This is a genomic window from Campylobacter sp. JMF_06 NA1 (assembly GCF_027737785.1).
Lineage (GTDB): Bacteria > Campylobacterota > Campylobacteria > Campylobacterales > Campylobacteraceae > Campylobacter_B.
This window is the reverse complement of the sequence record NZ_JAOVUA010000001.1, coordinates 312897-335938: the sequence shown is the minus strand read 5'-3', so window position 1 is coordinate 335938 and position 23042 is coordinate 312897. Positions and strand designations below refer to the sequence as shown.

The window sequence follows — 23042 nt, the reverse complement described above, 5'->3', positions numbered from 1 at the left end:
TATACATAAATTTGCTTTAAAATTACTATTTTATTACATTTGGTTGCTAAAATGAAAACACATTTTGTATTTTTTAAGGTAGTTTATGAAAAAAATTTTTGCTTTATTTTTAGGGGCGTTTTTGATGAGTGGCTGCTCGTGGCTAGCTCCGTTTTCATCGCCTGCAAACCCCACTACGCAAGCAGACTATGAGGTTTATGAGGATAACTCTGGCTCATCACAAATCCCAGGAAATACCTACAACACAACGCTCATTTCATGGGTCGATAAATACACTGGAACCAAGGTAGGCGGGGATTGTAGCGGGTTTATCACAGCGCTAAATTCTAAAAACAAAGAGATTTTTTTCAACTCAAAAGAGCTGCCTAAGTATTTCACAAACGGCAGAAAATCACAAGCGATTTACAACTACTACAAAAAACGCGACCTAATCGCGCACAAAAACCCACGAGTAGGGGATTTGATATTTTTCCAAAACACCCTTCAATCAAACAAAAAACGCATAAATAACGAAATCAGCCATATCGGCGTGATCCGCGAAATTTACGCAGACGGCAGGATAAAATTCGTGCATAATTCGCGCGGTAGAAACAAGGTCGATTTTGTAAATTTAAACAAAAAAAATACTCACAAAAACGGCAAAAAAATCGAAAATAGCTATATTGTGCGCTGCGGAAGCAACAAAGTTTCTTGCCTAGCTTCAAATCGCTTCGCAGGATATGGTCGCGTAAAACAATAAATTTAGGAAATTTATGCAAATGGCAAATTTCGGACAAAGAGCGAATTTCGGGCAGGCAGGCAAGGCCACACTAACTATCATCATCGCAAACTGCGCGTTTTTCGTCCTAGCGAATTTAATCCCAAATTTGGGCGCGTATTTGGGGCTAAATTTGCTATTTTTTGACGGATTTTTTTGGCAAATTTTATCATCATTTTTCATGCACGCTGGAATTGCGCATTTGGCGATGAATATGGCTGTGCTGTATCAGTTCGGCTCTATTTTAGAGCGATTTTTTGGTAGCGTTAAATTTACGATTTTGTATTTTGGGCTTGGAATTTTTACAAATTTAATCTGCCTGATTTACATTTTTTGCACTTACAAATTCATGGGACAAAATATAAATTTAATCGGCGCGAGTGGCGTAATCTGCGCACTTTTGGGCGTGATTTTGTGCTATGAGAGGCAAAATTTAAAAAGCGTTTTGGCTATGGTTGCGCTTATTAGTTTTGCTCCGCTTTTGCTAGCTTCAAATGTGGCGTGGTATGCGCATTTGATAGGGTTTGGGGTAGGGTTTGGATTCGGAAAGATACAGCAAAAATTTAAAATTTTGTAAAATTTTGCGTAAAATTATACGAAAAGGAAATTTATGAAACAAATTTATTTTATCAGACACGCCAAAGCCGAGGCTTTCGCACAGACAGATTTCGAGCGCAAACTAAGCCAAAAGGGCGAAGACGACGCAGGCAGGCTAGGGGAGCTTTTGGCAAAAGAGGGGATAGTGCCTGATATCATCACCACTAGCCCTGCCAAACGCGCATTAAAAACCGCCAAAATCATAGCCAAAAATATTGGCGCCAAAGATATTTTAAAAGAAAAAAAAGAGCTTTACGACATTAGCGCGCGAGAGCTGGCGGAGTTTGTGCGCATGCTCGATGAAAAATACAAAGTGGTTTTCATAGTAGGCCACAACCCCACAATCGGCGCAGTGTGCGAGTATTTCAGCAACTCAGTAATCGAAAAATTCCCAACTTGTGCGATTTTCGGATTAGAATTTGAAGCGGAAAATTTCGCCGAGATTAGCGAGCATAGCGGGAAAGTTTTGCTTTTTGATTATCCAAATTTGCATTTAAAATAAATTTTTACAAAAGGAGAGAATTATGTCAAAATTGTTAGTTTATGCCTCAAAAAGTGGCGATACAAAGGCTGTGGCTGAGTATATCGCAGAAAAACTAGGCTTTAAGATAATGGACGCAAAAGAGATTTGCCAAGCAGATATCGAGGAGGCTAGTGCGCTGATTTTAGCGGTTTCTACGCATGCTCAGGGACAAATTTTCGCAAATTTTGAAAACAAATTAGAGCTATTAAACAGCATTGATTTAAAGGGCAAACCTGTCGGGCTCGTGGGCGTGGGAAACTGCGAACGACACGGTGATGATTTTTGTAGTGGGCTTAGTGCGTTTTTGCCGGTATTGCGCAACGCAAAACTCGTAGGGCTAACAGATGCCGATGGATATAATTTTAGCTATTCAAGGGCATTTGTAAATGGGAAATTTCTAGGTCTAACTATTGATTTCAAAGGTGATGAAAACTGGAAAAATAGGGCTGATAAATGGGCTATGGCAGTAGAGAGTGAATTTTAAATTTAAACGCCGTTTTTGGCGTTTAAATTTATAAATTTTATCTCACAAACGCTGATTATTCCGCTGCGCCAAGCGTTCGCTCTCTTTTGTCGATACTTATCTGTCCGGCGTAGAGATTGCGGTATTGCGCGTGTAGGTTGTATCCGTCGAAATCGTCGTCCTTATAGACGGCCTTGTATAAATCGATTGCCTTTTTTATCCTGAAATGTAGGCTGTCGCGCGGATACTTGACATCTTTGCTATACATTTTGTTAAAAATATAATTCAGCAAGATAAACGCCTCTTTTCGCGTTAAATTTTGCTTGTTTTTGAAAAACTCTTTTTCGTCGAAAATCAACACAAAACCATAGTTAGGATTGGTGTTTTGCTCGGTTTCGTTGTAGTCAAATTTGACATAAATTTTCTCTTTGATTTGCACGAATTTCATTTCGTTGAAATCGAATTGAAAATAGTTCGGAACACCCCTGAAATTCGAACGCCCGCCAAATTGCTTTAAATATAAATTTTTATTATCGCCGATTATTACAACATCGAAAAGCATATCAAACCTTTATCATATATATAATTCATAATTTTAATAAATTTGGGTAAAAACTCGGTAAATTTGTAAGCCAAATTTCACAATTTTCAATGAAATTTAAACGAAATTTTGCGCCAAATTTTCGTGATGATCGATACTCAAACACCCCACAAACACATTTCGATACTGCGCGTGCATGTTGAATTTATGGTCTTTTTCTTTGGTAAAATTATAAATTTTGTTTAAAAATTCAATCGTTTTTTTTATTTTTGCGTGCAGGCTGTCGCGCGGGTATTTGATATTTTTGTCATAAATTTTATCAAAAAGATAGCTTAACATATAAAAAATCTCTTTTTTAGAAAGGTGAGTTTTGTTGTTTATAAAAAATTTATTGTCCTCGAAAACGAGGTAAAATCCATAGTCCAAATCAGATTTGCAGCCTGTGGATTTGATAGAAAGTTTGTTGTTTAGCTTGACAAAAGACATCGCAGAAAAGTCGAATTTCAGGTAGTGCGGGACGCCGTTTAGGTTCGAGCGACCAAACCGCTTTAAATATAAATTTTTCGTATCGCCAATTAAACTGATATCAAAAAGCATATCAAACCTTTCTCATCTGATTGGTCTAGGCATTATAGCGCAATAATTTTAATATAAAATTAGAAGCATGATTACATTTTAGGTTTATGTATTTTTAAATTTTATTTTTAGTATTGAAAACTACAATTTTCATTTTTACTTTTATATCCAATCCTACTATTTTAAAGTTCATCTTTTTCAATAATTGCTTGTAAAATCATAGTTCGTATCCTCTCGTTTTCACTTTTGCGAATATCATTTTGTAGATAAATTTTAGTAAATTTTAAATTTTTTTTAAATTTCTCTGGATTGCTTCGTCGCCTTGCTCCTCGCAATGACACGGATTATGGCGTTTGGTTATTTTAACTCGTAGATTGCCACGCTCGTTACTCTCGCTCGCAATGACAAATCAGGGGAAATTTTCCGCTGTCGTTCGCTCGCAATGACAATGGAAAGCGTAAAATTTCAAATTTAAATCCACTTTGCCATGCGAGCAATGCTCGCTCGCGATGGCAAATAGCGAAAAATAACTAAATTTGGATTATTTAAATTCAGCCGTGATTGTATCTGCGATGAATTTCGCGTGTTTTATGAAAAAAAAGTGATCCCCATCAAGCGGGTAAAATTTGCTATTTTTGATGAGCGAGTGGATTTTCTCTCCGCTACTTAGAGCTGTGGCTGTATCGCTAATACCCCAAAAAATCAGCGTTTTTTCGGGTTTAATCTCGGCAAAAATCGGCTCGAAATCCTCGCGAATCACATTTTTTAGCGTCCCAAACATCTCTTCGCTCATACCAGAAGCGTCTTTGCTGGCAAAAAATCGCCAAAACTTCGCCAACCCGACATATTTTAGGCACTTAAAAACCACGATTTTTGCCCTCACCTTCAAAGGCTTTGGCTCGATTATCCCAGCCGAGCTTAGCAAAATCAGCCTTTTTGGCGCGAGCAGTGTGGCGACTTTGCCACCGAAACTATGCCCCATAATGGCCTCCGGTGCGCCTCCAAGCGCAGCGATAAACTCACGCATAATGCCCGCATAATCCTCGCTTGTAAGCGCAAATTTTGGCTGTGAGCTAGCGCCAAATCCGGGCAAATCCACGAAAACTAGCCTGTAATTTGGGAAAAATTTCGCCTCGAAAACCCTCTGCATAAGCTCTTTTTTCGCGCCCCAGCCGTGCAAAACCAAAATATACGGCTCGACGCTTAAATTTTCGATTTCGTAGCTGATTTTGTATTCGTTGCCACCAAATTTTATGGTTTTACTGGCCATCTTGACCCTTTTTACCATAAATCGCTTTGAGTAGCTCGACTGCCTTTTCTAGGCGCTCGTATTCGCTCATACTAAGCATTACGGCCTCAAATTTATTATTTTTGACAATCATAGCCTTTTTAATCTCTTGGCTATTTAGTTTTTTTAAAATTGAGCTAAAATTTCTCGCCATTTCCGTCGCTGTGTAAATTTCGTCTTTATTTAACATAAACAATCCTTATGTAAAATTTTACGCAAAATTTAGCGTAAAATTTTTAAATTTAGCTTATTTATTCGCTGAAATTTTTGTTATCAAATCATACGAAATCGGAATTTCCTTAGTCGCTGGAAGCGAAGCAGCTAGCTTGCCCAAAACCTCTGCAAAGTCGCTAAATAGGTAGTTTGCCATACTTCCTGGATTTGGATTTATCTCGTTTAGATAGATTTCGTTATTTTGCACGAAAAAATCACACCTAATCAACGCCCCCTCAAATCCACCAACATTATAAAGCTTAGCAAACGCGTCTTTCATCTTATCCTCGATCGACATACCGATTTGCGCCTCTTCGACCACGCCAGTGCGCGAAAAGTCAAGGTATTTTCTACCAAAATCCAAATATCCCTCTTTTTTCGGCTCTTCGATGAAGGAATACTCGATTTTGCCGTCGATTTTAGCCCCTGCTAGGTTGTATTCTTTGATATTTTCCATATATGGCTCGACGATTGCGCTATCATCTAGCTCATAGACCTTATCCATGCAGTAGTCGAACTCTTTTTCTGATTTTGCTATGCCAATACCGATACTAGAACCCAAATGAGCGGGTTTGATGATGACTGGGAAGTTGAAATTCGGCAAGCTGTTGCGATTGACGATTTCAAATGGCACGGTTTTTACACCTGCGATTTGCGCTAGGTATTTGGTTAAAATTTTGTTGTAGCTTAGCACGCTAGCCTCGATTCTAGGGCCGATATAAGGGATTGAGAAAAACTCAAAAAGGCTTGCGAATTTTCCGTCCTCGCCGTCGCAACCATGGATCAAATTCACATAAACACTCACTTCAAGCATGCTTTTTTTGCCAAACATACCCCCACTCATATAAAATCCGCCGTTTGAGATATTTAGCTCTTTAGATTTTGTGTATTCGCCGTTTTTGAAATACACTGCGCGCATATTTTTCTCTTCGATTAAGAAAAATCGCCTATCTTTGTCACAAAAAACAAACGCCAAATTCTCGCCCTTTAACGCGTCTTTGACCGCGATTGCAGAGATTATACTAATCTCGTGTTCGTAACTTTGACCACCAAAAACTATACCGTATTTCATTATTTCTCCTTGTAAATTTTAAATTTATGCTAGTTTTTTCAATGCTTCTTTGATTAAATCAGCCGTATTTGTGCTGACGCAATCAAGCAAAATTTTACTGATTCTATCGCGTTTGAAACCTAGACTCTCTAACGCGCTCATCGCCTCTGATTTATACACTTCGCTCTCGCTAAACTCCATTAGTTTCGCGTCCCCTAGCTCGGCGATTATGCGCCTAGCTGTCTTTGGGCCGATCCCTGGCACGCTCGTTAGTAGTGCGCTATCGCCTGTGATAATCGCGCGAGAAAAGCTCTCCGCACTAAGCGATGAGCACACAGCCATTGCTGTGCTAGCCCCTATTCCGCTTAGTTTGATTAGCATTTCAAACATATTTTTCTCTTTTGGCTCCAAAAATCCATAGAGCAAATTTGCGTCCTCTCTGATAATCTGAGTTATCAAAAATTCCACCTTTTCACCCCGCTCTACCCTAGCGCCACACCCTAGCGAAATCGCCACAGCATAACTTACGCCACTAGCGCACTTTATCACGCATTTAGTGGGCTCTTTGTGCGTGATGATTCCTTCTAATCCTACTATCATTGAATTGCCTTTAAAATTTCATCAATTGCCAAATTTAACGCTGAATTTGTCGCGTTATAAATGCTTTGTGAGCTTGGATCTGGCACGAAAACTCGCTTTGTAATCACGCCAGATTTTATGCTTTGCACAGCGTTTAAAAACTCATAGCCAATCGTGATTTTAGCGTGATCGCCATCGACTTGAAGCGTGATAAGCGTGGTTTTTAGGCGCAAATCTCTCTCTTGTGGCACAAAAATCGGATTTAACGCGCATGTAGAAAACGCCGCGTCGATTAGGGCTTTATAAAGCATTTCGCTTGGCATTGTGATATATTTAGCGTCGCTTGCGTATCTTGTGCGAGATTTCCAATCCACGATTAAAATATCGCGTCTATCGACCAAATTTGTCGCAGTTACACTCTCGATATAGATATTTTTGCGTGAATTTGACTTCGCGGCGCAGTGTTTTTGGTCGTATTTAAGCTCATAATAAGTATATGGCTTGGCACTCTTTGCCAAACAGCCTCCTAGTAAAGCTCCTGCCAAAACTGCGCTAAATGCGCATAAAATTTTTCTCATTTTCAGTCCTTTTTGGTATCTCTAAAAAAGAATTCATACGGATTTTCTTCTAGCCTAAACATCGCGCCTTGAAACTCTCTTAAAGCCTTGTTAAACTCGGTTAGCGTGGTTTTGGCCTCGTTTAGGGTAGGATCTAGTATGGCTTTGAGATTGTATTCGCCCCGCTCTACGCGCTTTGCCATAATCTGACTTGTTTTTTCGAGCGAATTTGAAAGGCGCGTCGCACTGCTAGCAAAAGCATTAAATTTATCCAAAATTTCGTCTAATTCGTGCTCTCTATCGTTTAAATTCGTCATTAAGGTATTGAAATTCGCCATTAATGCGTTTAGTTCGTTAAATTTCTTCTCATCGCTAAGTTCGGCGCTAAATTTGTTAAGCGAAGTTAAAATTTCATCGACTTTTTTCATATTATCTTGCGATAAAAGCGAGTTGATTTTAAATATCATCTGCCCTACACTATCTGTGATAACTTCTGCTTTGGAGCCGATTTTATCGAGCAGGGTTTTATCTAGCTCGATGATTGGCTTTTCTTCATTTTCGCTAAATAGCTCGCCACTTCCCTTTGTGATATTTAAAAACGAAATTCCACTAATGCCTTGCGTTTCGACCTTGGCGATACTATCTCGCGAGATAGGGAGTTTGCTTTTAAGCGATACTTCGATTTCGATTATTGCATTTTCGATATCGATAAAATCTATTTTTTTGATGATTCCAGCATTTACGCCGATAAATTTGACATCTGAATTCTCGCGAATTCCAGTCGGAAGCTCCTTAGTATGGATATAATACGACCTGTAAGTCTCCCTGGTATCGGTGCGAGTTAGCATCCACCACACGAAAGCTGTAAGCGCAAACACACACGCCATAACAAATGCGCCCACGATTGTATATGAGGTTCTATTTTCCAAATTTTGCTCCTATTTCGCTCTCATTTTAAATAGCTCTTCAAGCGGGTTGTTTTCTAGCTTTTCGATTTCGCTCAAAGCCCCTTCGAAGATGATTTTTTTATTATCGACTATCAAAAATCTATCAAGTATATCAAAAATACTATCCACATCGTGCGTTACCATTACCACGGTTACGCCAAGATTATCTCTTAGCTCGCACACTAGCCTATCAAGGGCGCGCGAGCTAAGCGGATCGAGCCCTGAGTTTGGCTCGTCTAAAAATAAAATCTCAGGGCTTAACGCCAATGCCCTAGCAAGGGCGACACGCTTTTTCATACCGCCACTTAACTCGTTTGGATTTAGCATTGCGCTCTCTTTTTTAAGGCCTACCTTTTGTATCCAAAACATAGCAAGCTCGTTAATCTCTTTGTCGCTAAAATTTGAGTATTCGCGCAGTAGCACGCCTACATTTTCTAGCACATTCATCGAGCTATACAGCGCGCCGAATTGAAACATCACACCGCATTTTAAGCGAATTTCATTGCGTCTATCCTCGCCCACGCTCCAAATATCCTCGCCAAAAATTTTAATCTCGCCGCTTTTTGGCTGGTTTAGGTAAATCAGCGTTTTCATTAGAGTGGTTTTTCCGCTTCCACTTCCGCCCAAAAAGCCGTAAATTTCAGCCTTTTTCACGCTAAAACTCACATTATCGTGCATTATGCGCGAACCATACGCTGTGGTTACATTTTTTGCGCTTATTATCTCGCTCACAGCCCAATCTCCGAGAAGAGTATCGCAAAAATCGCGTCTATGGCGATGACCCAAAATATCGCATTTACCACGCTGATTGTGGTGTATTCGCCGATACTTTGGGTATTTCCCTTGACCTCAAAGCCTCTCATACAGCCAATTATTGCTATAAATGCGCCAAAAAACGGAGCCTTTATCATACCGGCGAAAAAGTGGCGAATTTCGACATTTGATTTAAATCTATCCAAATAATCCAAAAATCCTATCTCCAAATACGCCTCGCAAACTATCATTTGAGCGAAAATACATATTGAATTTGCGATAAAAATGATAAATGGCATACAAATCACCATAGCCAAAATTCGTGGCATCGAGAGGAAATAAAACGGATCAAAGCCCATTGTTTTCATCGCGTCGATCTCTTCTGTGATTTTCATAACGCCAATTTGCGCCGTAAAACTCGACGCAGAGCGCCCAGCAATGACAATCGCTGCGATTAGCGGGGCAATCTCGCGCATGGTTAAAGCGCCCATAATATCTATGATATAAATACTAGCCCCAAACTGCGATAACATGTCTGCGCCAATATAAGCTAGCACCACGCCGATTAAAAACGCGGTCAAAGCCACGATAAAAAGCGAATCGATACCGTTGTCTTTGATAAAATTTACGGTCTCTTTGAGGCGAAATTTGCGCGGGTGCAAAAATAGCGAAAATACCTTGCAAAAAAACTCGCCCAAAAATGTAGCTAGATTTACAATCCCAGCCCAGCCTGCGCAAAAATACAGCCCTATTTGAGCCAAAATCCCCATACCATGCACTTTTGGCATAAAATTATGGTCTATGCTCTCATCGCTAATAAATTCGAAAATTTTCTCTATTTTTGGATTTTGGCTCCTAAATTCCACGCTTTTGCCACGCATTAAATTTTTAATGCTATAAGCCATGAAATAATCCAGCCTTTCGACATTTGAAAAATCTGCTACGAAATTGTCTAAATTTGATAGTGTTTTTTTAAGTAAATCAAGCTGTTTTTTTCCGCTTCGATATGTCCAGCTACCCTCAAATTTTAGGGTTTTGATGAAGTTTTGCGTATCGAGCGAAAATGGCAAATTTTGCAAAATATCCTCTTTCAAAATCAAAAAATAGGCGAAATTATATTATAATCTATCTTTTTATTTTATAAAATTTAACGAGGAATTATGTTTAGAGGGTTTTTTACAAACAGCGTCGGAACGCTAGCTTCTCGCATTTTGGGCTTTGTGCGTGATTTGCTGACGGCTTCTATTTTGGGCGCTGGTGTGTATAGCGATATATTTTTTGTGGCGTTTAAACTGCCAAATTTATTTAGACGACTTTTTGGCGAGGGTGCCTTTACGCAAGCGTTTTTGCCAAATTTTACCGCTTCGAAAAAAAAGGGGATTTTCGCAGCTTCCGTGCTGATTAGATTTTTTCTTTTTATTTTGTTTTTAACTGCGGTTGTGTGGGTGTTCGCGCCGTTTTTTACTAAAATTTTAGCTTATGGTTTTTCGGACGAGCAAATCACGCTAGCAACGCCATTTGTGCGCATAAATTTCATATATCTAGCTTTTATTTTTATCGTTACGCTTTTTGCCTCTATGCTTCAATACCGCGATCATTTCGCCACTACGGCATTTTCTACCGCTTTATTAAATTTAGCTATGATTGCTGCTTTGCTTTTGGCTCGTGGCAAGGACGAGCGAAGTATCGTTTTGTATCTATCTTGTGGCGTCGTAGCGGGCGGGTTTTTGCAGTTTTTGGTGCATGTGTATGCGCTGAAATTTACCGGTATGCTCAGAGTGCTATTGGGCGGATTTGCTAGGCTAAAAAACGGCGCAAAAGCGCAAACTAAGGGCTTTTATAACAACTTTTTTGCCGGGGTTGTAGGGGCTAGCGCTTTGCAACTTAGCTCATTTATAGATACATTTTTTGCTAGCTTTTTAGCCAGTGGAAGTATCAGCTATCTATACTACGCAAACCGCATTTTTCAGCTTCCGCTCGCACTTTTTGCAATCGCGCTTAGCACGGCGATTTTCCCACGACTAACTAAACAAATCAAAACAAACAACCAAAAAGAGGCGCTAAATTTAATCGAGCGTGGATTTTACATGCTTTTGGCACTTTTGGCACTCTCCACAATCGGCGGAATCATGCTCTCGCACGAGATTACCAAAATTTTATTTGAGCGCGGAAATTTCACCACCACTAACACAGCCCAGTGTGCGGCTGTTTTGGCAGCGTATATGGTGGGACTGCTGCCCTTTGGGCTATCGCGCATTTTTTCGCACTGGCTGTATGCGCACATGAAACAAAAACTAAGTGCTAAAATTTCGCTTTGGTGCGTCTTTATAAATGTAGTTTTGTGCGCACTATTCTTTAAACCATTTGGGGCTGTGGGTTTGGCGCTTGCTAGCTCGATTACAGGGGGATTTTTGTTTGTTTTCAATCTCTATTTTTTTGGATTTAATAACTTTTTAGCTATAATCAACGCTAAAAAAATCCTTCTAATTCTAGGGCTTTGCGCACTTGAAATAGGAATTTTATATGTTTTAAAAGGTTTATATTATGGTAATTTATGATACTGCAAGTAAAAAAAAGGTCGAATTTATCCCGCTTAACGAAGATGAGATTAAAATTTATGTCTGCGGGCCGACTGTGTATGATGACGCGCATTTGGGGCATGCTAAAAGCGCGATTAGCTTTGATTTGCTTAGGCGCGCGCTAGAAGCGCAGGGCAAAAATGTGAAATTTGCTAGAAATTTCACCGATATCGACGATAAAATTTTAAAGAAAATGAGCGAGAGCGGAAAAACTCTAAGCGAAATTACAGAATTTTACACCAAGCGATATTTGGACGATATGAGCGCGCTAAATGTCCGTGACGCCGACATTTCGCCCAAAGCGACAGAAAATATCAGTGAAATTTGCGCCCTTGTTTCAAATTTGCTAAATTTGGGTTATGCGTATGAAATTTCAGGCGATGGGATTTACTTTGATACCACCAAAGATAGCGATTATTTAAGCCTTAGTGGCAAAAAAGCAGAGGATCAAAACAGCGAGTTTGCGCGCGTGGTTTCAAACGAGCAGAAAAAAAATGAAAAAGATTTCGCGCTATGGAAATTCGATGAGGCGTGGTTTGAGGCGCCATTTGGGCGTGGCAGACCTGGCTGGCATAGCGAGTGTGTGGCGATGATTTTAGCGCATTTAGATAGCCGTGACGCCGAATTTTGCATTGATATCCATGCTGGCGGGGCTGATTTGCTCTTCCCACACCACGAAAACGAGGCCGCACAGTGCAGATGTAGCGAGCATAGAGCCTTGGCTAAATACTGGATGCACAATGGATTTGTGCAGGTAAATAACGAAAAAATGAGCAAAAGTCTAGGCAATAGCTTTTTTGTCAAAGACGCCCTAGCTCTCGTGCCTGGCGAGGCTTTGAGATTTTATTTGATGAGTTCGCATTATAGGGCAAATTTCAACTACACAATCGATGATTTGCTCGCCTGCAAAAAACGCCTTGATAAAATTTACCGCCTTAAAAAAAGGGTGAATATGGCGCAAAATTTGCCTTGCGTTGAAGCCAAATTTAGGGGCAAAATTTTAGAGTTTTTAAATGATGATCTAAACACATCTGGCGCGCTTGCCTGTGTCGATGAAATGGTGTCTTGCGCAAACGAAGCACTCGATAAAAACCCAAAAGATAAGGCTTTTAAAGCGCAAATTTTAGCAAATTTAGAATTTGTCAAAAATACCCTTGGCGTGCTTTATATGGACGAGATTAGCTATTTTCAATTTGGCGTAAGCGATGATGAGAGGGCTGAAATTTTGCGTCTAATCGAGCAAAGAAGCGAAGCTAAAAAGCAGAAAAATTTCGCCCTAGCCGATGAAATTCGCGCCAAACTTACAGCGATGAAAATCGAGATTATGGATACGCCAAATGGCACGATTTGGGAAAAAAGCGCGTGGTAGCGAAAAATAAGGAATAGTTTTGAACGATTTTAAGACCATTTTGACAAGATTTAAACCATTTTTGATTGATTATAAAATCCAGTTTGCGCTGGCATTTTTGGGTATGATTATGACCTCGCTTGCGACATCTGCGAGTGCGTATTTGGTAAAACCGGTGCTTGATTATATCTTTGTCGAGAAAAACACTCTCTATCTCTACCCGCTTGCGTTTGCGATTATAGCGGTGTTTGCGATGAAAAGTGCTGGCACATTTATCCAGACATACTACACTTCATTTATCGGGCAAGATACCGTGCGCAGACTGCGCGATTTGCTCGTTTCAAAGCTAATTAGGCTAGATTTGAAATTTTTCAACACTCACAGCACCGGCGAGCTGATTTCTAGGACGATGAACGATATCGAGCGAATCCGCACGGTGGTTTCAAACATGATACCTGATTTTGTGACGCAAATCATCACTATTTTTGGGCTTCTTGGCGTGGTGATTTACAATAGTCCTAAGCTTTCGTTTTTTGCGCTCGTGGTCTTTCCAGCTGCGATTTATCCGCTATCGCGCCTAGCCAAACGCATGAAAAAGGTCTCGCGCCAATCGCTAGAAAAGACCTCTGATATCACATCGGCTCTAAATCAAATTTTTACAAATATCGAAATCGTAAAGGCTAGCAACGCCCAAAATTTCGAGGTAAAACACTTCGAGGAAGAAAACTCAAAATTTTTCAAGCTAAATTTAAAGGCAATAATTACAAACTCGCTCGTAAGCCCCGTAATGGAGATGCTTGGCGCACTTGGCGTGGCTGTGGTTATCATCGTAGGTGGCAAAGAGGTCATCGAGGGCAAGATGAGCATAGGAAGCTTTTTTAGCTTTTTGACCGCGCTTTTTATGGTCTATACGCCGATAAAAAAGGTCTCATCACTGCATAATAAAATGCAAGACGCCACGGCTGCTACTGAGCGGACTTTCGAGCTAATTGATTTAGAGCCAGCCATAATCGGCGGAAGCCTAAAAATGGGCGATATATCCACGCTCTCTTTCGAAAATGTCTCGCTTAGCTATGATGAAAAAATCGCGCTAAAAGATATAAATTTTAGCGTCAAAAAGGGGCAAATTTTAGCCCTTGTGGGAAACAGCGGCGGCGGCAAAAGCTCGGTAGTAAATCTCATAATGCGCTACTACGACGCCAAAAGCGGAAATATACTTTTTGACGGCAACGAGATTAGCGAATTTGACATCGCAAGCCTGAGGGATAATATCGGCTTTGTGAGCCAGCGAATTTATATTTTTAACGATACAATCGCTGCAAATGTCAGCTACGGCGCCGAATTTGACGAAGAGCGCGTCATAAATGCGCTGCGCCTTGCCAATGCTTATGAATTTGTCGCCAAGATGGAAGACGGCATAAACACGCTTTTAAGCGAGTTTGGCGCGAATCTCTCAGGCGGACAGCGCCAGCGTATAGCGATTGCGCGCGCGCTGTATAAAAACCCGCAAATTCTCATTTTCGACGAAGCCACGAGTGCTCTGGATAACGCCAGCGAAAAGGAAATCTCATCTGTCATCGAAAAAATAAAGGCCGATAAAATCGTCATTGTCATCGCTCACCGCTTATCCACTATCAAAAACGCTAGCCAAATCGCCGTGGTCAAAAACGGCGAGATTATCGCAATGGGCGATGATGAAACACTAAGCGCGAATTGCGATGAATACAGGATTTTAAAGGGTCTAGCGAAGGATTAAATTTTGCAAAATTTGCTTAAATTTTGCGCCAAATTTGTCATTGCGAGAATTTTGCGCCCAATTTGTCATTGCGAGAATTTTGCGCCCAATTTGTCATTGCGAGAATTTTGCTCTCACTTACCATGCTAAAACAATCGCAAATTTTGCAAATTTAACCTTGAATTTTTCAAATTTCGAGTAAAATACTAGCTTGAATTTCAATTTTTAGGATATTTATGTTTAAAAGCCTGCGTGCGGCAAGGACGCTAAGTGCGCTATTTCTAGCGATTTTTTTTATGTTTATCGGGGACGCGCTAGCCCTATCATCAGCCGGCGTCATACTCAAAATGCGAGGCCAAAGCGACCTAATCATCGGCATTATCTCATCGTTTTTCTTCTTAGGCGCCATTTCTAGCGTGTTTTTCACGCCAACGATCATCGGCCGCTTCGCCCATGTGCGCTCGTATTATATTTTTAGCGTGGTTTTCGCGCTGTGCGCCCTAGCCCACGATATCAGCGCAAATTTGGCATTTTGGGCGATACTTCGCTTCGGGCTTGGGTTTTGCTACTACGCACTTTTGATGATAATCGAAAGCTGGATCAACTCCAAAATCACAAATTCTATCCGCTCACGCGTCCTAGCCGTGTATGAGATCGTATTTTACGGCGCATTTACCGTGGGCGTGGGGATAATCGCGCTAAATTTAAGTGCAAATTTAATCTTTTTTCTAAGCGGATTTTTCATACTTTTTGGGCTAGTGCCTTTGAAATTTATGCGTTTCAACCCGCCCGCAAAAGCGCAAAAAGCCACAATCTGCATGCCAAAAATCTCGGTTCTACCGCCACTTGCGCTTGCGACGGCAGTTTGTGGCGGGATTTTGATAAACGGATTTTTTTCAATGGCGAGCGTGTATGTGCTTGGAAGCGGAAATGTCAGCCAAGTGGGCTGGTTCATGGGGCTAGCCATGGTCGGAGGCTTCATTTCGCAGATTTTTGCTAGCCCCGTGTCTGATTTTTTCGGCAGGCGCAAGGCGATAATGCTAGTGTGCGCAATCGGCGCATGCTCGGCGCTGGGGCTATTTGCCACCAGGAATTTCGAGGTCAAATGCGCCCTAGCCTTTTTGCTAGGATTTGGCGTTTTTCCGCTATACTCGCTCGCAATCGCGCGCGCGAACGATTCCTTTACAAACAGCTCCTCAATCTCGCGCGTGCAAATCTCGGCCTCGCTTTTGTTTTCGTATTCGCTCTCATCGTTTTTCTCGCCCATAATCATAGGCGGGGCGATGAGAGTTTTCGGCGCAGAGGGGTTTAGCGCAGTGTTTTTCGTGGTAATGGTGTTTTTGCTCGTTTTCGCATACTTCCGCCCCGAAATCGCCCCTAAAATTTAAAATTTGTTAGATTTGTCATTGCGAGAATTTTGCGTAGCAAAATTCGTGGCAATCTACGACTTCAAAATTTAAGGTCAGTGTTTTTGCAAATTTAGCGCAAGGAATTTTAAATTCGTAGATTGACTTCGCTTCGCTCGCAATGACAGCAAAATTAGTAAATTTTACGCTAAACCTCACTCCTTGCTTAGATACCTATCATACACGATAAATTTATAATACACCGCAGCGATTATAAACATAAATCCCATTAGAAATGTTATCTGCCACAGCGCCAGCCCTAGCGAATACAGCGCACCGATAGCCGCCGAGGTCAGAGTTGCGACGATAAAATACGCCATATCGTTATACGCAATCACCCGCCCGAAAAACTCCCTATCGACATGGCTTTGGAGTTGCGTGAAAGAATACGACCACACCGTCGTGATAAAAAATCCAGCCATCACGATACCGATAAACGAAAGCCAGTAATTAAACTCCAACGCCGCCCAGAGCATGATTCCGCCGCCCTGCCCTAGCAAAATCCAAAAATACCGTTTCAAATTTACAATGCGTGTCAGCCACATCTGCCCAAAAAACGCCGCGGCTGAGCGCGCCATATTCATCAGCCCAATCACCAGCGACGCGCTTAGGATTTCTTTATACTCAAATTTCGCTAGTAGCGCGATGAGATTATCATAAGTCGTAACCGCCACAAAGGCGTGAATTACGATTAAATGCACCACCAAAGGGCGCGAGCGTATGTAAGCAAAGCCCTCTTTTAGCATTTTTATCGCGCCTTGCGTGCTACTTCCTGCAATATCTTTAAAATTTAGGCGAATTAGGATAAAAAACGAAAAAACATACAAACAAAAATCCAAAATAAACGCCGCTCTAACCCCAAAATAGTGTATAAACACCCCAGCTAGCGCCATACCAAGAGTATAAGTAATCGTCCAACTAATGCTAGTTAGCTCGTTTGCTAGCTTCAAATACGGCTTTGGTAGAAATTTCGGCAGGGTCGAAGACTCAGTTTGATAAAAGAGTGTCCCAGCCACGCTTCGCACCACGACAATGCCCAAAAGTAGCCACAAATACGCCAAATCATTGATAAAAATCAGCATGAAAATCGTTACAATCTCTATGGCGAACATGCTCACCATTAGGGGTTTTGGGCGAAATTTATCCACGATAATGCCATTAATCGGAGCTAAAAATATATTTGGTATAAACGACACCACGCCCACAGCGGTGATCGCCCACACAGGCGCGCCCAGCTCGATTAGTAGCGTAGCGATACCTACGATCGAAAACCACACGCCAAACATGCAGATAAATCCCGCGCTAAATAGCAAGCGATAGTTGCGAAAATTGCGAAGTAAAATATAATATCTAACCATTTTTGCCTTTCAAAAAACCTCGCATTTTAGCCAAATTTGGCTTAATTATGTGTTTTGGATTTGTTAAATAAAACTACCAAAAATCTTAAATTTAGTATTAAACATTAACTTGCTATAATCGTCAGATTTAAATTTTAGAAATTTTAGGAGAAAAAATGGAAGGTTTCGCAGCTACCGTTGTGGTGATTTGTGCGCTAATCGCGCTGGTTTTGAAGCTTGGTGTCAAAATCGTATCGCAATCTGAGATTATGATTATCGAACGACTTGGTAAATTTCACAAGGTTTTAGACGGCGGATTTCATGTAATTGTGCCGTTTTTTGACAGCGTGCGCGCTAAAATGAGCGTTCGCGAACAGCTAGTAGATATCACAAAACAGCAAGTCATCACCAAAGACAATGTCAATATCATGGTCGATGGAATCGTATTTTTGAAAATCGTAAATGGCAAAATGGCGCTTTATAATGTCGAGGATTATCGCAAAGCAATCTCAAATTTGGCTATGACTACACTTCGTTCAGCAATCGGCGAAATGAGCCTAGACCAGACCCTATCAAGCCGCGATCAGTTAAACTCAAAACTTCAAATCGCTCTTGGGGACGCAGCAGATAACTGGGGCGTAAAAATCATGCGTGTCGAAATTTCAGAAATTTCAGTCCCAAAAGGCATAGAGGACGCTATGAATATGCAAATGAAAGCCGAGCGTGAAAAACGGGCAATCGAGCTAAAAGCCGAAGCCGAAAAAGCCGCCCTAATTCGCACAGCCGAAGCGCAAAAACAAGAAAAAGTACTAGAAGCTGAGGCAATCGAGCGTATGGCAGACGCGAAAAAATACGAGCAAATCGCCCTAGCTGTGGGTCAAAAACACGCTATGGATAATATCAATATGGCTATGGCTGCGTCGAAATTCGCCGCTGAATACCTGCTCGCGCAAAGTCGCGTAAATGCCTTCAACGAGCTAGCAAAAAGCGCAAGCAAGGACAAGGTCATCATACCGTATGAAACTAGCGAAATCATCGGCTCGCTCTCTGTGCTAAGCGAATTTTTAGGCAAGGCTGGGGATAAAAATTTAATCACGGAAAACAATCAATGAGCCCACTTATTTTTATCATAATTGGCGTTATTTTGGTGATTATCGAGCTTTTGGTGCTTGATTTCACCTTTGTGTTTTTTGGCGCAGGATTTTTGATCGTGGGGCTATTTAGCTTCGCGCTTCCGCTATCATGGGAGGTGCAAATCCTAGCCTCTTTCGTGCTATCTTTCGCGCTTTTGCTCGCCCTAAAAAAGCCACTAAAATCCAAATTTTTCAAGCCAACCGAAGAGATTAAAGACAATTTCTTAGACGAGAGTGGCGAGGGCTATGTCAAAGAGGGTATGGTCTATTTCAAGGGCACGCTATGGCAAAGCGATGAGGTAAAAAGCATGGCAGAAGGCACGAAAGTGCGCGTGCGTGGCGTCAAAGACGGACAAATCATACTAGAAAAATAAATCAAAAAAAAGGTTAAATTTGAGTAGAATTACTAAATCACAGGCATTAAATTTGATAAAAAACGCCCCTCTTCACGAGCTTGGGGCTATGGCGTATGAAAAAAAATTAGCTCTTCACCCTGATAAAATCACGACTTTTGTAGTCGATCGCAACATTAATTACACAAATATCTGCTTTGTGGATTGCAAATTTTGCGCGTTTTGTCGTAAAATCAACGAAAAAGACGCCTATATTTTGAGCTTTGATGAGATTGATGAAAAAATCGACGAACTAATCGCAATCGGCGGGACGCAAATTTTATTTCAAGGCGGCGTCCATCCGAAATTAAAAATCGATTGGTATGAAGATCTCGTCGCTCATATAGCGCAAAAATACCCGCAAATCACGATTCACGGCTTCTCTGCAATCGAGATTGATTATATCGCTAAAATTTCAAATTTAACGCACAAAGAAGTCTTATCTAGGCTTCAAGCAAAGGGACTTTATAGCATTCCCGGAGCCGGAGCTGAGATTTTAAGCGATAGAGTTAGAGATATAATCTCGCCTAAAAAAATCGGCGCAGACAGTTGGCTAAATGTGCATAAATCAGCCCACGAAATCGGTATGAAAACCACAGCCACGATGATGTTTGGCACGGTCGAAACTGACGAAGAAATCATCGAGCACTGGGAAAAACTGCGAAATTTGCAAGACAAAACAGGCGGATTTAGAGCTTTTATCTCGTGGAGTTTTCAGTCTGCAAACACAAAACTCATCGCCGAACACCCAGAAATCAAAAAAACAAGCTCAAATCGCTATTTAAGGCTATTAGCTGTGGCAAGGCTGTTTTTGGATAATTTTAAAAATATCCAAAGCTCGTGGGTTACGCAAGGCAGTTACATAGGGCAACTCGCACTAAAATTTGGCGCAAATGATTTGGGTTCGACCATGATGGAAGAAAATGTCGTAAAAGCAGCAGGTGTGTCCTTTCGCATGAGCCAAAACGAGATGATAGAACTCATCAAAGACATAGGCGAAATCCCAGCCAAACGCAACACAAACTATGATATTTTGGAGATTTATAAATGATAAAAAGCGAAATTTTAGCAAAAAACACCAAAGTAGATTTTCTTACTCAAATCGAAAATTCCCTGCCGGTGGCGAGTTTCAAGCTCGTTTTCAAAGCCAGTGGCGCAGTGAGCGAAAAGATAAATGGCCTAGCCAAACTCACCGCAAAAATGCTAAATGAGGGCACAAAGAGCCTAGGGGTAAATAAATTTTACGAAAAACTCGATATCTATGCGATAAATTTCGATATCGACGCAGGGTTTGAGACCTTCGTAATCGAGGTAAATTCGCTCAAAGAACACTTCGAATTTGCCCTAGAAATGCTAGATATTTTGCTAAAAGAGCCAAATTTCACAGATGAAATTTTAGATAAAATCAAAACCCAAATTTTAGGCGAAATCGATATTTTAAAGAGCGAATTTGACTATATCGCAAACCAAGGCTTGCAAAACTGCCTTTATTCGGGCACTAAACTAGCCTCCCCACTAATCGGCGACGAGGCTAGTATCGCGCAAATCAGCCTTGAAAATGTCAAGGAATTTTTCGCCTCGCTTGATCTTGCAAACGCCTATGTCCTCGTAGTGGGCGACGCGCAGGGCGCAAGCGATGAGGCTAGGCTTGTGCGCAAAAATATAACCAAAATTTTAGAGAATTTCGCCGCCACAAGCGCGCGCGAACTACCCGTTTTTGCGACAAATTCTACACCCAAATCCCAAATTATCGCCCAAAAAAGCGAGCAAGCCTATATCTATTTTGGCGCGCCATTTTACGCCGAAATCGCAGAAAAATATATCGCAAATGTGGCGCTTTTTATCCTTGGTTCGAGCGGATTTGGCTCACGCCTCATGGAAAACATCCGCGTCAAACACGGACTTGCATACTCCGTGTATGCCAGAGCGAATTTCGACCTGTCTAAGCGCGATTTTTGGGGATTTTTGCAGACCAAAAACGAAAATTTAGCCAAAGCCTACGAGCTAATCAAATCCGAAATCGCAAATTTCGTCCAAAATGGCGTTACGCAAAGCGAGCTAGAAAGTGCGAAAAAATTTATCCTAGGAAGCGCGGTTTTGCAAAAAGAAACTATGTTTAAGCGCGCAAATATCAGTGCCAACGAATACTATCAAGGCTTCGAATTTGGCGAGTTTGAGCGAAATTTAGAGCGCACGAAAAACCTAGATTTGCGCACGCTAAATGAATTTATCGCCTCGCACGCTGAAATTTTAAATTTAAGCTTTTGCGTGGTTTGCTCAGAAGTCGCAAAGTCAAATTTTAAATTATGAAATTTAGCCCCAAAGATAGCGCAACGCTCGCTAAAATCGGCGTTTTTTCACTGCTTGATTTAGCCTTGGCACTTCCAAAAAGCTATGATGATTTAAGCGTCAAAGATGAGCCAAATACCGGCGAAAACACGGTTTTGATCGAGTGCAATTCCGCAAGCCGTCGCGCCAATGGCATGCTCATCATCAGCGCATTTTGCCTAAGCTGGGAGTGCGAGATCAAAATCGTCATCTTCAACGCCAAAAGCTGGCACCACAGCGTCTTTAAAATCGGCAAGCAGATGTTTATCCACGGCAAAAGCGACAACGCTTACGGCGCGTGGCAGTTCGTAAATCCCAAAATCGTCACCAAAGTAGGCGAAATTATCCCCAAATACAAAAACGCCCTCACGGACGCCGCGACGCAAAAGCTTATTTCAAACTACATTTCCAAGCAGGCATTACTTGATGAGGGGCTTAGCGAAAATGAGGCTGAATTTTTAATGCAAATTCACCAAAACGACCAAAACAGCGTGCGTTTGGTGCAAAATTTAGAAGAAAACGAAAACGGGCTTGAAATTTTAAAATTCGTTGAAATTTATAATTATTTAAGAAAATTAAAAGCCAAAAAAATGGATTTTAAGGCGCAAATTTACCCTTTAAACGACATTTCCTCGTGGCTTAGCACCCTGCCTTTCGCTCCCACAAACGACCAAATAAAGGCACTTGATGATATCAAAGCCGACCTATCTAGCCCGCTTGCAAGGCGCAGAGTGGTAATGGGCGATGTAGGTTCGGGCAAGACGCTAATAATCCTTGGCGCAGCCTTGCTGAACTATCCACGCACCAGCTATTTAATGGTGCCAACCTCGATTTTAGCCGATCAAATTTACGCAGAAGCGGTGCGGCTTTTGCCAGAGTTTATGAATATTTTGGAGGTCAAAGGTGGCGAGAAATCGCTAAATTTAGAGGGCGCGCACCTAGTCATCGGCACGCACGCCCTGCTCTATCATGATTTGACGCCCTCAAATCTCATCATGGTCGATGAACAGCACCGCTTCGGCTCAAATCAGCGCGAAAAAATCAACGCCCTCACCCAGTGTGGCGAGTATCGCGCGCACTTCGTGCAATTTAGCGCCACGCCAATCCCGCGCACACTCTCGCTAATCCAATCCGAGCTTGTGAATTTTAGCTTTTTAAAGCAAATGCCTTACGAAAAACATATCCACACGCTAATCTTGCAAAACGCTGGATTTGAGGGCTTTATGAGCCATTTAAAGCGCGAAATCGACAAAGGAAATCAAGCAATCATCGTCTATCCGCTCGTCGAACAATCCGAAAAGCTGATTTACCAAAGCGTCGAGGAAGCCGCGCCGTTTTGGCAGGCGAAATTTTCTGGCGTATATGTTACGCACGGGCGCGACAAGGAAAAAGAGGAAATTTTGCTGAAATTCCGCGACAATGGCTCACTGCTAATCACCACAACCGTCGTAGAAGTGGGCATTTCTCTACCAAGACTTAGCATAATCTTAATCGTCGGAGCCGAGCGCATGGGGCTAGCCTCGCTTCACCAATTGCGCGGTCGCGTGGGGCGAAACGGCGGCGAGGGTTGGTGCTATCTCTACACGAAATTAAAGCAAGCGCCAGAAAGACTAAAAGAATTCGCGCAAACACTAGATGGATTTAAGGTCGCAGGAATTGATCTCAAAAACCGCCAAGGCGGAGATTTGCTCGATGGCTCGGTTCAGCACGGAGCGACATTTTCGTGGTATGATTATGAAGAGGATATAACCGAACGAGCCAAAAGCAGAGCGCAAAATTTCGCCGATACGCAAACAAGTAGCGAGATTAAATTTTAAAATCGGCAAATTTGCCCGATATTGTCATTGTGAGCCAGTGGAGTAAGATTTGTCATTGCGAGCGAAGCGAAGCAATCTAGGGAAATTCAGATAAATTTTGATAAATTGAAATTTTCTCTAAA

At 41.6% G+C, this 23042-nt stretch carries 24 protein-coding genes; 13 read left to right on the top strand and 11 right to left on the bottom strand.

What is annotated here, in order from left to right:
• The first annotated feature begins 85 nt into the window (after positions 1-85).
• The 4 genes from OFO07_RS01765 to OFO07_RS01750 are packed head-to-tail and all read left to right on the top strand — an operon-like array spanning position 86 to position 2361.
• Complete coding sequence (locus OFO07_RS01765) at positions 86-739, top strand: NlpC/P60 family protein (RefSeq protein WP_270869489.1); 654 nt, start codon at positions 86-88, stop codon at positions 737-739.
• 19 nt (positions 740-758) lie between these two features.
• Complete coding sequence (locus tag OFO07_RS01760; RefSeq protein WP_270870720.1) at positions 759-1334, top strand: rhomboid family intramembrane serine protease; 576 nt, start codon at positions 759-761, stop codon at positions 1332-1334.
• A 33-nt stretch (positions 1335-1367) separates the two neighbouring features.
• On the top strand, positions 1368-1856 hold the full coding sequence (locus OFO07_RS01755; RefSeq protein ID WP_270870719.1) for a SixA phosphatase family protein: 489 nt from the start codon (positions 1368-1370) through the stop codon (positions 1854-1856).
• Positions 1857-1878: 22 nt separating this feature from the next.
• A complete protein-coding gene (locus OFO07_RS01750; RefSeq protein ID WP_270870718.1) occupies positions 1879-2361 on the top strand; it encodes a flavodoxin domain-containing protein in 483 nt (160 codons plus the stop codon).
• 55 nt (positions 2362-2416) lie between these two features.
• Here OFO07_RS01750 and OFO07_RS01745 read toward each other — a convergent pair whose 3' ends face one another.
• From OFO07_RS01745 to OFO07_RS01700, 10 genes are all read right to left on the bottom strand, one after another.
• Entirely contained in the window at positions 2417-2902 is a 486-nt protein-coding gene (locus OFO07_RS01745) for a hypothetical protein (protein WP_270870717.1), read from the bottom strand.
• Positions 2903-2998: 96 nt separating this feature from the next.
• Positions 2999-3478 carry a hypothetical protein gene (locus OFO07_RS01740; RefSeq protein ID WP_270870716.1) on the bottom strand — a complete coding sequence of 160 codons (480 nt, stop codon included), beginning with the start codon at positions 3476-3478 and terminating at the stop codon, positions 2999-3001.
• A 520-nt stretch (positions 3479-3998) separates the two neighbouring features.
• Positions 3999-4727 carry an alpha/beta fold hydrolase gene (locus OFO07_RS01735; RefSeq protein WP_270870715.1) on the bottom strand — a complete coding sequence of 243 codons (729 nt, stop codon included), beginning with the start codon at positions 4725-4727 and terminating at the stop codon, positions 3999-4001.
• Positions 4717-4941 carry a prevent-host-death protein gene (locus OFO07_RS01730; RefSeq protein ID WP_442867895.1) on the bottom strand — a complete coding sequence of 75 codons (225 nt, stop codon included), beginning with the start codon at positions 4939-4941 and terminating at the stop codon, positions 4717-4719. Before OFO07_RS01730 ends, OFO07_RS01735 begins: the two co-directional genes overlap by 11 nt.
• A gap of 51 nt (positions 4942-4992) precedes the next feature.
• Positions 4993-6030, bottom strand: coding sequence for a D-alanine--D-alanine ligase (locus OFO07_RS01725; protein WP_270870714.1), 1038 nt, complete (start codon positions 6028-6030; stop codon positions 4993-4995).
• A gap of 24 nt (positions 6031-6054) precedes the next feature.
• Positions 6055-6609 (bottom strand): Holliday junction branch migration protein RuvA, encoded by a 555-nt coding sequence (gene ruvA / locus OFO07_RS01720; protein WP_270870713.1) that lies wholly within the window; start codon positions 6607-6609, stop codon positions 6055-6057.
• On the bottom strand, positions 6606-7166 hold the full coding sequence (locus OFO07_RS01715; RefSeq protein ID WP_270858846.1) for a hypothetical protein: 561 nt from the start codon (positions 7164-7166) through the stop codon (positions 6606-6608). Before OFO07_RS01715 ends, ruvA begins: the two co-directional genes overlap by 4 nt.
• A gap of 2 nt (positions 7167-7168) precedes the next feature.
• The gene (locus tag OFO07_RS01710; RefSeq protein ID WP_270870712.1) at positions 7169-8074 is read right to left on the bottom strand and encodes an MlaD family protein; all 906 of its coding nucleotides are present in this window, start codon (positions 8072-8074) and stop codon (positions 7169-7171) included.
• 9 nt (positions 8075-8083) lie between these two features.
• Positions 8084-8824 carry an ABC transporter ATP-binding protein gene (locus tag OFO07_RS01705; protein ID WP_270870711.1) on the bottom strand — a complete coding sequence of 247 codons (741 nt, stop codon included), beginning with the start codon at positions 8822-8824 and terminating at the stop codon, positions 8084-8086.
• Positions 8821-9939, bottom strand: a complete 1119-nt coding sequence (locus tag OFO07_RS01700; RefSeq protein WP_270870710.1) for an MlaE family ABC transporter permease — start codon at positions 9937-9939, stop codon at positions 8821-8823. Before OFO07_RS01700 ends, OFO07_RS01705 begins: the two co-directional genes overlap by 4 nt.
• A gap of 66 nt (positions 9940-10005) precedes the next feature.
• On the opposite strand from OFO07_RS01700, the gene murJ reads away from it, so the two are divergent.
• The 4 genes from murJ to OFO07_RS01680 all read left to right on the top strand — a co-directional run bounded on the left by murJ (position 10006) and on the right by OFO07_RS01680 (position 15895).
• Positions 10006-11403, top strand: coding sequence for a murein biosynthesis integral membrane protein MurJ (murJ, locus tag OFO07_RS01695; protein ID WP_270870709.1), 1398 nt, complete (start codon positions 10006-10008; stop codon positions 11401-11403).
• Positions 11390-12793, top strand: a complete 1404-nt coding sequence (cysS, locus tag OFO07_RS01690) for a cysteine--tRNA ligase (protein ID WP_270870708.1) — start codon at positions 11390-11392, stop codon at positions 12791-12793. Before murJ ends, cysS begins: the two co-directional genes overlap by 14 nt.
• Positions 12794-12812: 19 nt before the next feature.
• Complete coding sequence (locus OFO07_RS01685) at positions 12813-14528, top strand: ABC transporter ATP-binding protein (RefSeq protein WP_270867942.1); 1716 nt, start codon at positions 12813-12815, stop codon at positions 14526-14528.
• A 215-nt stretch (positions 14529-14743) separates the two neighbouring features.
• Positions 14744-15895: an MFS transporter gene (locus tag OFO07_RS01680; RefSeq protein ID WP_270870707.1), complete on the top strand. Its 1152-nt coding sequence runs from the start codon at positions 14744-14746 to the stop codon at positions 15893-15895.
• A gap of 173 nt (positions 15896-16068) precedes the next feature.
• Here OFO07_RS01680 and OFO07_RS01675 read toward each other — a convergent pair whose 3' ends face one another.
• Positions 16069-17271, bottom strand: coding sequence for an MFS transporter (locus OFO07_RS01675; RefSeq protein ID WP_270870706.1), 1203 nt, complete (start codon positions 17269-17271; stop codon positions 16069-16071).
• 155 nt (positions 17272-17426) lie between these two features.
• On the opposite strand from OFO07_RS01675, the gene OFO07_RS01670 reads away from it, so the two are divergent.
• Genes OFO07_RS01670 through recG form a run of 5 tightly spaced genes read left to right on the top strand, consistent with a single transcriptional unit; the run spans position 17427 to position 22920 of the window.
• Complete coding sequence (locus tag OFO07_RS01670; protein WP_270866362.1) at positions 17427-18362, top strand: SPFH domain-containing protein; 936 nt, start codon at positions 17427-17429, stop codon at positions 18360-18362.
• Entirely contained in the window at positions 18359-18757 is a 399-nt protein-coding gene (locus OFO07_RS01665; RefSeq protein ID WP_270870705.1) for an NfeD family protein, read from the top strand. Before OFO07_RS01670 ends, OFO07_RS01665 begins: the two co-directional genes overlap by 4 nt.
• 19 nt (positions 18758-18776) lie before the next feature.
• Positions 18777-19826: a dehypoxanthine futalosine cyclase gene (locus tag OFO07_RS01660; RefSeq protein WP_270870704.1), complete on the top strand. Its 1050-nt coding sequence runs from the start codon at positions 18777-18779 to the stop codon at positions 19824-19826.
• A complete protein-coding gene (locus OFO07_RS01655) occupies positions 19823-21085 on the top strand; it encodes a M16 family metallopeptidase (RefSeq protein WP_270870703.1) in 1263 nt (420 codons plus the stop codon). The genes OFO07_RS01660 and OFO07_RS01655 overlap by 4 nt, the downstream gene beginning before the upstream one ends.
• Positions 21082-22920: an ATP-dependent DNA helicase RecG gene (gene recG / locus OFO07_RS01650; protein WP_270870702.1), complete on the top strand. Its 1839-nt coding sequence runs from the start codon at positions 21082-21084 to the stop codon at positions 22918-22920. The genes OFO07_RS01655 and recG overlap by 4 nt, the downstream gene beginning before the upstream one ends.
• Positions 22921-23042: the final 122 nt, after the last annotated feature.